This is a genomic window from Lactobacillus porci (assembly GCF_009695985.1).
Lineage (GTDB): Bacteria > Bacillota > Bacilli > Lactobacillales > Lactobacillaceae > Lactobacillus > Lactobacillus absianus.
This window is the reverse complement of record NZ_VUMX01000042.1, coordinates 1-11034: the sequence shown is the minus strand read 5'-3', so window position 1 is coordinate 11034 and position 11034 is coordinate 1. Positions and strand designations below refer to the sequence as shown.

The 11034-nt window shown below is 47.8% G+C and carries 11 protein-coding genes; 2 read left to right on the top strand and 9 right to left on the bottom strand.

Annotation, left to right across the window (positions count from 1 at the left end; translation table 11 throughout):
• Positions 1–159 precede the first annotated feature (159 nt).
• The 8 genes from FYJ62_RS09750 to nagB form a co-directional block, all read right to left on the bottom strand.
• Complete coding sequence (locus FYJ62_RS09750; RefSeq protein ID WP_154549490.1) at positions 160–1470, bottom strand: NCS2 family permease; 1311 nt, start codon at positions 1468–1470, stop codon at positions 160–162.
• A gap of 304 nt (positions 1471–1774) precedes the next feature.
• Positions 1775–2530: an amino acid ABC transporter ATP-binding protein gene (locus FYJ62_RS09745; RefSeq protein ID WP_154549489.1), complete on the bottom strand. Its 756-nt coding sequence runs from the start codon at positions 2528–2530 to the stop codon at positions 1775–1777.
• 20 nt (positions 2531–2550) lie between these two features.
• Positions 2551–4011, bottom strand: coding sequence for an ABC transporter substrate-binding protein/permease (locus FYJ62_RS09740; protein WP_154549488.1), 1461 nt, complete (start codon positions 4009–4011; stop codon positions 2551–2553).
• A 289-nt stretch (positions 4012–4300) separates the two neighbouring features.
• A complete protein-coding gene (locus FYJ62_RS09735) occupies positions 4301–4999 on the bottom strand; it encodes a deoxynucleoside kinase (protein ID WP_154549487.1) in 699 nt (232 codons plus the stop codon).
• Between the two features lie 17 nt (positions 5000–5016).
• The gene (locus tag FYJ62_RS09730; protein ID WP_326832033.1) at positions 5017–5664 is read right to left on the bottom strand and encodes a deoxynucleoside kinase; all 648 of its coding nucleotides are present in this window, start codon (positions 5662–5664) and stop codon (positions 5017–5019) included.
• Positions 5665–6237: 573 nt separating this feature from the next.
• Positions 6238–6639 carry a type II toxin-antitoxin system death-on-curing family toxin gene (locus tag FYJ62_RS09725; protein ID WP_154549486.1) on the bottom strand — a complete coding sequence of 134 codons (402 nt, stop codon included), beginning with the start codon at positions 6637–6639 and terminating at the stop codon, positions 6238–6240.
• Complete coding sequence (locus FYJ62_RS09720) at positions 6636–6881, bottom strand: AbrB/MazE/SpoVT family DNA-binding domain-containing protein (RefSeq protein ID WP_154549485.1); 246 nt, start codon at positions 6879–6881, stop codon at positions 6636–6638. The genes FYJ62_RS09725 and FYJ62_RS09720 overlap by 4 nt, the downstream gene beginning before the upstream one ends.
• A 73-nt stretch (positions 6882–6954) precedes the next feature.
• Positions 6955–7659, bottom strand: coding sequence for a glucosamine-6-phosphate deaminase (gene nagB / locus FYJ62_RS09715; protein ID WP_154549484.1), 705 nt, complete (start codon positions 7657–7659; stop codon positions 6955–6957).
• Positions 7660–7837: 178 nt separating this feature from the next.
• Between nagB and FYJ62_RS09710 the strand changes: the two genes are divergently transcribed.
• A complete protein-coding gene (locus FYJ62_RS09710) occupies positions 7838–8680 on the top strand; it encodes an aldo/keto reductase (protein WP_154549483.1) in 843 nt (280 codons plus the stop codon).
• 145 nt (positions 8681–8825) lie between these two features.
• A complete protein-coding gene (locus tag FYJ62_RS09705; protein WP_302188487.1) occupies positions 8826–9302 on the top strand; it encodes a hypothetical protein in 477 nt (158 codons plus the stop codon).
• A 144-nt stretch (positions 9303–9446) separates the two neighbouring features.
• On the opposite strand, the gene FYJ62_RS09700 is transcribed toward FYJ62_RS09705, so the two are convergent.
• Positions 9447–10820, bottom strand: coding sequence for an IS4 family transposase (locus FYJ62_RS09700; protein ID WP_154549482.1), 1374 nt, complete (start codon positions 10818–10820; stop codon positions 9447–9449).
• Positions 10821–11034: the final 214 nt, after the last annotated feature.

Here is an 11034-nt window from a genome sequence, read left to right as displayed (position 1 = left end):
GACTTAACCGCCGCTAGCTTCGCCTCAAAACTTATTGAACTTTTTCTGCCCATAATAAAAGTCCTACCTCCGTATCCAGTGCAAATTTTAAATATTTGAACTGTCTACTTAAGTAGGACTATATCAATGAGCTCGATGCTTTTTTACTATCTAGTTTAATTAAACGTTCAAGATCAAGAAGTAGATGATGAAGATCACGCATAAGATCCACATCATTGGTGAAACTTCCTTACCGCGCTTAGCAGCAGCCATGGTGATTGGGTAAGTGATCAAGCCCAAAGCCATCCCGTCAGCGATAGAGTAGGTCAAAGGCATGCCAACCATGATCAGGAAGGCAGGAACGGCGATTTCTAGCTTGTTCCAGGAAATCTTGGCCAGGTTGGATGCCATCAGCACGCCAACGATGATCAGGGCTGGAGCAGTTACGGTCGTGGTTACCACGCTCAAAAGCGGGCTAAAGAACATTGAGAGCAGGAAGAAGATCCCAACCCAAACAGCAGTCAAACCTGACCGGCCGCCGGCAGCGATGCCGGATGAAGATTCAACATAGGCGCCGACTGGTGAAGTACCAAGCACGGAACCAACCATCATGGCCGTTGAGTCAGCAGTCATGGCCTTGCCGATTCTAGGCATCTTGCCGTCCTTGTCAACCAAACCGGCTTGGTGAGCCAGACCAATCAAGGTCCCGGTAGTGTCAAAGAAGGCTACCAGCAGGAAGGTCAAGACAACGGTCCACATCTGAACGGTGTTGATGTCGCCCAAGTGGAACAAGGCTTGGCCGAAAGTTGGCTTCAGGCTTGGAGCCAGAGAAATGATGCCGGATGGCATTTGGCTTTGGCCAATCAAGACGCTGAAGATTGATGAGAGAACGATCCCGATGAAGATTGCCCCTGGAACGTTTCTGATCATCAAGATGACGGTTACGATCAAGCCAAAAATGGTTACCCAGGCAGCTGGGTTCTTGAAGGAACCAATGGTGACCAGAGTTGCGGAGCTGTTAACGACGATCTTGCCGTTTTGCAGGCCCAGGAAGGCGATGAAGAGGCCGATCCCGGCAGAGATGGCGAACTTCAAGTTGTTAGGGATGCTGTCCACGATCATTTCCCGCAGCTTGAAGACGGTGATCAGGATGAAGATGATGGAAGCAACGAAAACGGCTGCCAGGGCAGTTTGCCACTTAACCTTCATGCCCAGGCAGACAGTGTAGGCAAAGAAAGCGTTCAGGCCCAAAGATGGGGCAGTGGCGATTGGGTAGTTGGCGAAAAGGCCCATGATAAAGCAGCCAAGGGCACTGGCCAAAGCAGTCGCGGTGAACAAGGCACCCTTGTCCATGCCGCTGGCGCCCAAGACGCTAGGGTTGACGAACAAGATGTAGCACATCGCGAAGAAAGTAGTCAAGCCGGCAATGAACTCCCGCTTAGGATTGGTGCCGAGCTTTTTCAAATCAAAGTATTTGTTAATAGATTCCATTGAACTCTTTTTTATCCTCCATCCGAATAACGTTCGGAAACTATCTCCTCTTAGGGAATATTTATACCTTAACATAGGGCTGGGAAAATGTAAACACGAATTATAGTCACGCAGATTAAAGAAAAGTTTCCTTGAAAAAGGGAAAAGCGCTTGAGCTCGCCAAGCTAAGCGTTTGCAACTTTAAATTGTTTTTTAAGCTGTTTCTTGTTTTTTACAAACCGTTTTTTAAAGATTTAAAAGCCCGTTCAGAAAATCAGAGCAAGAAAAAACCGGCTGCTAGCCGGTTTGATAATCCTTAAAAGTTTTAAACGTTCAAGACCTTGTCCAAGAAGCTCTTGGTTTCTTCTTTTTGCGGGTGGTCGAAGATTTGCTCTGGAGTCCCGATTTCCTGGATGACGCCACCGTGGAAGAAGGCTACCTTGTCGGCAACCTGCTTGGCGAAGCCCATTTCGTGGGTGACCACGATCATGGTCATCCCTTCCTTGGCCAGGTTCTGCATAACCTTCAAGACGTCCCCAACCATTTCCGGGTCAAGGGCAGAGGTTGGCTCGTCGAACAGCATGACTTCAGGCTTCATGGCCAAGGCCCGGGCAATCGCTACCCGCTGCTGCTGACCACCGGACAGGGTGCTTGGCTTGACGTCAGCCTTGTCGTCCATGTTGACCAGCTTGAGGTACTTGTGGGCTTCAGCGATGGCCGTCTGCTTGTCTTCCTTGCCCAATTGGGTTGGAGCCAGGGTGATGTTCTCCAAGACCGTCATGTTTGGGAAAAGGTTGAAGTGCTGGAAGACCATGCCGATCTTTTCCCGCATCTTGTTGATGTCGACCTTTGGGTCAGCCAGGTCAATGCCATCCAAGTAGATGTGGCCGTCTTGGAAGTCTTCCAGCTTGTTGATGCAGCGCAGGAAGGTACTCTTGCCTGAACCAGACGGACCGATGATGCAGACGACTTCGCTTGGCGCGACGTCCAGGCTGGCGCCCTTGATGACTTCATGAACGCCGTCATAGCTCTTGTGCAGGTCCTTGACTTGAACCTTGAATTGTTCTTGCTTTTCTACCATAGTTCAGATAGTTCCCCTTCCTAAATCTTCATCTTCTTGTGGACGTAGTTTGAGATCCAGGTCAAAACGGTGATGATTACCAGGTACATTACGGCGATAATCAGCCACATCTTGAAGCCTTGGAAGTTTTGCGCGATCAACGTGTTCCCGGTTTGGGTCAGTTCCATGACCCCGATGGCTGAAAGGATTGAGGTGTCCTTCAGCGTGATGATGAACTGGTTGACCAGGGAAGGAATCATCAGCTTGAAGCCTTGTGGGGCCACGACCTTCCACAGGGCCTTGTAGTATGGCAGACCCAAGGACCGGGCAGCTTCCCACTGACCGACGTCAACGGACTCAAAGCCCCCGCGGACGATCGCGCCGATGTAGGCCCCTTCGTCCAGCATCAAAGTCAAGACGCCGGCAGTAAACAGCGGAATCTTGTGGCCGATCACGGTTGGCATCCCGATGTAGATAAAGAAGCCCAGAACCATCATTGGGATCCCACGGAAGATGTAGATGATGACGTTGGCAATCCCGTGCCAGAATTTGTGTTCAGCAATCCCCATGATCCCCAGAACCAGGCCAAAGAGCATGGCGAAGATGATCCCGACGATTGACAGCTTGACCGTCATCCAGAGCCCAGCGCCCAGGGCACCGGCGTTGGACTTGAGCAGGCCCATGATGGAAGTGTCGGCAACGACTTGGCTCTTGACGGCCTTCTTGCCCGTGTACTTGTTGACGATCTTTTGCAGGCGGCCAGTCTTCTTCAGCCAGCGCAGACCATGGTTGAACATGGCCAAGAGTTCCTTGTTGTGGCCCTTCTTAACGCCGAAGGCCAAAGGAGTGTTGGACATCTGCTTGCCGACGATCTTCAGGCCAGTCCCGTTGGCAATCCCGTAGCGCAGGGCCGGACCGTCATCGATAGCGGCATCGGCGTTGCCGGCCTTTACGTCAGCCCAAGAGGTGTTGGAGCTGCTGTAGTACTTCAGTTTGAAGCCGTACTTCTTGCGGATTGATTCCGCGAACAGGGAGCCGGTGGTCCCGGTCTTGACGTTGACCGTCTTCCCTTTCAGGTCCTTCAGTCCCTTAATCTTGGAGTCCTTGGCAACCGCGAGCACCACGCCGTCGTTGTAGTAGGAGTCACTGAAGTCGATCGTCTTCTTTCTTTCTTCAGTGACGGACATGCCGGCGATCACCCCGTCGATTTGGCCGGACTGCAGGGCCTGGACGTCGGCGTTGAAGGACATGATCTTCAGTTCGTACTTGAAGCCCTCGTGCTTGGCGATTTCCCGGAGGATTTCAATGTCAATCCCCGGCTTTTTGCCATTGTAGGTTCCCTTCTTGTCTTGAATTTCAAAGGGCTCGAAGGTCTGGTCGGTCCCGATAATGTAGGTCTTCTTGCTGGCAGCCCGCGCCTGGCCAGGCAGGGCCAGCGCGACCAGCATCAGCAGTGTTGCCAGTGGAATCAGCAGCATTTGCTTAATTTTTGCGAATCTCATAAAATAAATCACCCTTAATCATTTTGATATCTTTTTAAGCCTTTTTAGAATAAGTTAATAACTATTGTAACATGCTTTGAACTATGACCTATCAGCATTGTGAGAAAAAACTGAGAAAAGACAGCGGATACACTTAAGATAATAAAGTCAAAGCAGACTTTTGCCTTAATTAATTCATTACAACGTTGCCTTTTCTAAGCAAATAAGGAGAAATACGTTATTTAATTTTTTCGGGCCAAGCAAAAAAGCCATCATTTCCTGGGAAATAATGACTTCTTTTGCTGTTAGCTTATTGGCCGATCTCGATGGCCTTTCTGGCAATTTCACCCGCTTGCCAGTTCTTCGGCAGCTTGCCCATCTGCTTGAGCTTAGCGGTGATTTCGGCCAGGACTTCCTCCCGGTCGCTTTGGCTGGCCATGAAATCGTACTTGTCGCCATCCAAGACCATCTTAGGTGAATAGTCGTAGTCTTCATACCATTGATGGTAGTAGCGCAGCATTCGCTTGTAGTAGTCTTCAAGGCCGGGGTCGAAAGTCAATTGTTCATATGACCGGCCCCGCTTCTGGATGCGGTTGATCATTGTTTCGTATGAAACATGGATGTGCACCAAGAGGTCAGGATGCTTCTTCGGCATCCGGTCCAGTTCCTTCATCATGGAGTCGAGCAGCTCGTCGTAAGTCTGGATTTCCAGCTTGTTGGCACGGCCGATGTCGGCATTCATGTGGAAGAAGAGGGAGTCTTCGTAAATTGACCGGTCCAGGACATTGTTGTCGTCGCTCAGCGCCTTCTTGATGCTGTGGAAGCGGGTGTTCAAGAAGAAGAGCTGCAACAGGTAGGTGTACTTTTGCGGATCCTTGTAGAACAAGGGCAGGACTGGGTTGTCATCAACGCTCTCATAGAAGGGCTTGGTGCCCAGATATTTTGACAAAATTGAAGTTAAGCTGGATTTGCCGGCTCCAACGGGCCCACTTAATACAATAACGGTCATCACGTTCCTTCTATCAATTACAAATTGCCGATTTCGCGCAGCTTGCTGTCGATCGTGTCCAAAACGAAGTCCTGATCGTCTTGGTTGTCGACAAAGTCGAACTTGTCGCCATCGATTGCAATCTTTGGCGATACGTCGTATTGTTCATACCATGGCTCATAGTAGCGCAGGAGGTTCTGGTAGTACTCCTTCAGGCCTGGATCAGAGTCAAGCTGCTCGTATGAGCGGCCCCGCTTGTTGATTCGGTTGAGCATCGTGTCCAATGAGACGTGGATGTAAATCAAAAGGTCCGGCTTCTTGCGCGGATTGCCTGGCACGTCTTCCATCATGTTGTCCATCAGGTCGTGGTAGATCTGATATTCAGTTGGGTCAGCAACCCCGTTGTCGACGTTCATGTTGAAGAAGAGCAAGTCTTCGTAGATTGAGCGGTCGAGCACGTCATTGCGGCTGCCTGCCGCCGCGTTGATTTCTTCCAGCCGTTTATTAAGGAAATAAGTGTTGAGCAGGAAGGTGTAGCGCTTCATGTCCTTGTAGTACAGGGGCAGGACAGGGTTATCATTGACCTCTTCGTAGTATGCATGTGTGCCAAGATGCTTGGCTAAGATTTTGGTTAAACTGGATTTGCCGGCTCCAATTGGGCCACTCAAGACAATAACGGTGATCACGCTCTTTCTTTTGGCTAAAAATGATACTAGATATAAGTTGCCATACTAGTTTATTGCAAGATCTAGTGGGTTGGCAAGATTTTTGTCTAAAAAATTATTGCCGCATGCAAACTTGCATTGAAAAAACACGCTGATTTGAATCCAATTCGGATTAACGACAATTTTTTAGCACGGGCTTCTTTTCGTGACCTGCCAGAAGCAGCAGGATGTTTCACGTGGAACGGCTGCATTTAGAAAAGCGTACGAAAGCATCCATGCTGGTTACCCACAATTTCGCGGAAGCTGACCGGTGATTGATCTGGAAGAGTTTGTCTGATGGACTATAATTGCATAAACTAAAAGGATCTGCCTTCTGTTGAGGCAGATCCTTTCGCGTATGCTGTTTAGCGGCCTTTTTTAGAGTAGTTGATCAGGTACTTGGCCAAAGCAATTAGGCCGAAGACTGCCAAAATGACTACGATGACCGTCATGATTGTAAACCAAGGCATTTTCATCACTCCCAATGTTATGTAAGCCAACAATTTTTTACATATTATACTATCATTACCTGCTGCTTACGATCTCTAAACTGGGTCAATCAACAATAGCCAGGCTGTTTCTTTCCAAAACTGTTGCAATTTTCTTCATTTCGTCTTCAGTATCGTCTGACAATGTTATTTGTAAGATCAGAGCTTCAGCTTCATTTGTAGCTAATTTTAATTGGTAGCCATTTCTGTGGAGAAATAATAGCGTACTAATATACGCCGTGCGTTTATTTCCATCTTCAAAAATATGTTTCTTGGTTATTTTTTGCATGATGTAGGCAGCTTTCAGCCAAATAGTCGGATAAAGTTCTGTGCCAAAAACAACCATCTGAGGTTGCTCAACTACGACAGACAAACCTTGAGGGTATTGCAAGTCTGTTGCTTTTTGTCCCAGTCTTTCTAGAACTCGTTTATTAACCGCCACTATCTCTTCAGCGCTTAAGTAGTTCATTCGTCTTTCAGCCGCTCCATCAATTCGCGATTTTCGTCAAACAGTTTATCAATTAAGGCAAGTGTTTCAGGACTAACCTTTTTCCTCTTTTTAAAAGTAATTGTTTGACCATCGGGAGATATTTCTTTATCAAAAACGTCTCCAGCGTTGGCAGACAATAATTCCTTGTCGTGCTTTGTCACTCTAAAACCATACGAATTTCCGGATTTAAACAGTTTGGACGTCCCAATTGAAGATTGCATTACCATCACCTCGTAATTACATTTTAGTATTTTGTAATTACGAAGTAAATTAATTAGCCTCCTGTTTTGCTTCTTATTTAAGCAAGCTGGCGGCTGCCTGGTCGGCAATCACGGTCACGTGAGGGTGCTTTTGCAAGATGCTGGCTGGGACATCCGTAGTCACTGGCCCTTCAACCATAGCCTTGATGGCCTTGGCCTTGCTTTCTCCCTTGGCCAAAAGGACGATTTCCTTTGCGGCCATGATGTTGGCGATCCCCATGCAGATGGCGCTCTTTGGCACGTCATCGATGCTGTCGAAGAAGCGGGCGTTGGCCTTGATCGTGCTTTCCGTTAAAGCTACCTCATGAGTCACGCTGTCAAACGGCGTGCCTGGCTCGTTAAAGGCAATGTGTCCGTTTTGCCCGATCCCCAAGACCTGTAAGTCGACCGGGTTGTCTGCCAAAATCTGGTTGTATCGGCCGCACTCTGCCTGGATGTCCTTTGCCTGACCATCTGGCAGGTAAGACTGCTTGAATGGCTTGTACTGGAAGAGATGCTGGTTCATGAAGTAGTGGTAGCTCTGCGGGTTTTCCGGGCTGAGACCAACGTATTCATCCAAGTTGACGCTGGTCATTTGACTGAAGTCGAGCTGGCTGGCCACCATCTCCTGGTAGAGCTCAACTGGTGAAGACCCGGTTGCCAAGCCCAAGGTCTTAGCCCCTTCGTCAACCGCCTTTGCCAAAAGGTCAAAGGCCTGCTTGCCTAATTCACTGGCGTTTTTCACAACGATAACTTTCATCTTGATCACGACTCCTTGATTTTTTTGCTTACTCATATTGGTATAGTCCATTTTAGGACCGCGGAGATTTTTTGTCAAGGTATAGACCAATAAATCTTGGTAAATTCTGAGTGTCTTTTTTAAAAAAGTTGCCTTCCTTGTACTATGCTTAGAAGGAAGAAAAAAGGGAGGGAATCTCATGAAATACATGACCGTCAAAGGGGAAAAATTGAGCCAGCTGGGCCTGGGCACTTGGAACATGGGGGAAAATGCCGGCAGGCGGGAGGAGGAAATCGCGGCTATAAGATGCGGCTTGGCATCCGGGGTCAACGTGATCGACACCGCTGAAATGTATGGGGAAGGGCGGGCTGAAAGCCTGGTTGGCGAAGCCATCAAGGACCTGGACCGGAGCCAGCTCTTCCTTATTTCCAAGTTCTACCCCTGGCATGCCAGTCCTGATGACCAGAAAAAAAGCCTGGCCGCCAGCTTAAAGCGGCTGGGGACAGACTATCTGGACTTGTATCTTTTGCACTGGAAGAGCGACTATCCTTTGGCAGAAACCGTCAAGGGCCTGCAGGATTTGCAAGCTGCCGGCCTGATCCGCCACTGGGGCGTCTCCAACTTTGACACGGCTGATATGCAGGAGCTGGTAGATATCGCCGGGGAAGGGGCCGTTTTTGCCAATGAAGACCTCTACAATCTCGACAAGCGGGGCGTTGAATATGACCTCCTGCCTTGGCAAAAGCAACATGGCATTGCTTTTATTGGCTATTCGCCCTTTAACTCAGGCAACGGGCAATCCATCCCCGTCAAAGCCAGCTTAAAGCAGATCGCTGACAAGCGGGGCGTGTCCGTTCACCAAGTCATGCTGGCTTGGACCATGCGGACCGGGCAGGTATTGACGATTCCCAAAGCCAGTTCAGTTGACCACATGCGGGCCAACCTGGCGGCTGCTGACCTGGCCTTGACCGCCGGCGAACTGGCCGCCTTGGACCGGGATTACCTGCCACCGAAGAGCAAGCAGCCTTTGGAGAGCATTTAATTTTTGTGCATACAGCCAGCAAAAATTCAGTTAAAATTGCTAAATATCCGGATAAAGGCTGACAGCGGCTTAATAGCGCACTATAATGCAGGCTGTAAGAAGCTTATTGGAAAAGAGTGCAAGCTGCATGAAAAAGAGAAAGATAGTGTATGTTATCTATGCTGCTTTGACGGCGGCAATTTTGCTTTTGGCCAGGAAGCATTTCTTTGAATTAAAGGGGAGTGCCTTGGATTTGGTGAATACGGGCTTTTGTACTTATTCCGTCCGAGACCAGGTCCTGACGTGGAACCTGCTCTTCTTTGACTGGGTCAGCGTCATGCTGCCGCGTTTGGACCTGGCTGGGATTGAGCCCTTCCTGCTCACCCGGCATCCAAGCCGGAAGCAGTGTGCCCTGTTGCGGCTGAAACGGTCCTGGCCCTACCTGGCCATCCTGCTCGTGATCCACTTGATCTACTGGCCCGGCAGCTGGCTGGCGGCTGGGTCCCTTGTTCTGCTCTTTGCGGCAGCTGTTTGGATGACCCTTTACCAGCGCCGCTACTTAGACGGGATCAAAGAAAGCGTCTGGGTCTTCGCGGCCTTCGTGCTTTTGCGCCTGCTGATTACTTTATTGTTTAAGATCTGAAAAAAGCCTTGCTCCGTGTGGACAATGTCATTAAGTTAAGGCATTGACTTCGAACAGGGAACCGCTTTGAGACACTCATCTAAGTTAGGTGGTTGTCTTTTCTGCTTTTTGGGTATGACAAATAAGCAGTCGATTGACTGTTTTTTACGAAATTCGATAGTTTAAACTAACGGAACCTTGAAACCGTAGAGGTCTTGGATATTGTCTACCTTTTCGGACTGGATGATGATAAGCTTCTATTTCTTCGATCATCTGCTTTGAATTGCCTATCATGGGCGTTGTATAATATCGGTGAACTATGTTGGCCGCCTCTTTAAAATCTATCTCATGAGGCCATTTTCTGTGAGCATCAGCTATCCGGCAAAGGGATATGATTCTGTTGACCACGTTAAACATAATCAGCTGAGAGTACAACTCGATTTCTTGAAACGCTGTTTTTTTCGAATGAAAACATACTGCACCGAGATCATACTTTAGCTTGCGAAATGAGCTCTCAATATCCCAGCGCAGATGATACAGATTTCTCATTTCACTAAGTGGGAAGTCACTCGGGCTTAGATTAGTAGCCAGTACTTCCCACTTAGTCTTTACCAATAGTGGGTCGTTGATCTTAAGTTTAACGATTCTGCAGTGGACCGGACAAAAGCTTTCAAAATCCCAGTGCGCTGTACGGTACTTAGGTGAATATTTGTCCTTATAGCGATGATTCGGGGCATTGATCTTGTGATACTCTGGATGAAGCTTCTTTTGCTTGGCGCTATTGGTGATGTTAAGCGTCATCTCAAGATCGCATTCTTGATCGGGAAGATCGCTAATTTCCCGAATAGCACTTTTGCTTTGAGTTCTTAGACGGATAACATAGTTGCAGTTAGACAGTCGATTGCCATGCTCGAAAAGATTGAAGGATTCATAGCCGCGATCCATCAGTACGATATAGCGGTGTTGAAGTCTTAAGTTCTGAAGGATGTGCACAGCTGCACTGCGTTCATCCATACTCTTTCGTGATTGCAATAAGCAGTCTAGGTAACAACAATTTGCGATATCGTAAAGGATATTGGCATGAATCAAACATGTGCCTTTGGTCGTTAATTTATTATCGTCCGAAGGCTTTTTTCTTGTCTGAATATTGCATAGAAACATTGAATTCTTATCATACGGCAAAGCAAAGTCACTACCATCAATTGCCAGCAGCCGATAGCCATGATACAAAGCAGGCTGTTTCAAAGTTGAATTGAATTCATACAGAATTGCCTTAAATAATCTAGGGTTAACCTTTGATTTCTGCTGTTCGTAAGCCGACGCGGTCATTCGCTTAGAAGGCTTAGGAAATGCGTCAGCCAGCTCCTTGTTCAAGCAGTTTCCTTGCATGGCAAGAGTGGTCTTAATGAATGTCTTAGCATCCAGTTTTCTTTTACGCGTGAAGTCTTTGCTTGGATGATAAACAAAGTAATTGATACATTCGGCAGCCATGTCTGTAACAGAATCAAGCTGTCTTAGGACTTGATGCTTCTTAGTCATGAAAATACGCCACCTTTGATAAAATCTCTAACCAAAGATAGCGTAAAGCGGTTTCAAAAATTAAGCCAAAAAACACTCATCAAACTTTGAAGTGCCCTACAATTGTTAGACATAGACATCTAACGATTGTGGGGTATCTTTATGACCAAATATTCATCCGAATTAAAAGTACAAGTTGCTTCCGATTATCTTAATGGCAGAGGATCATACAAGG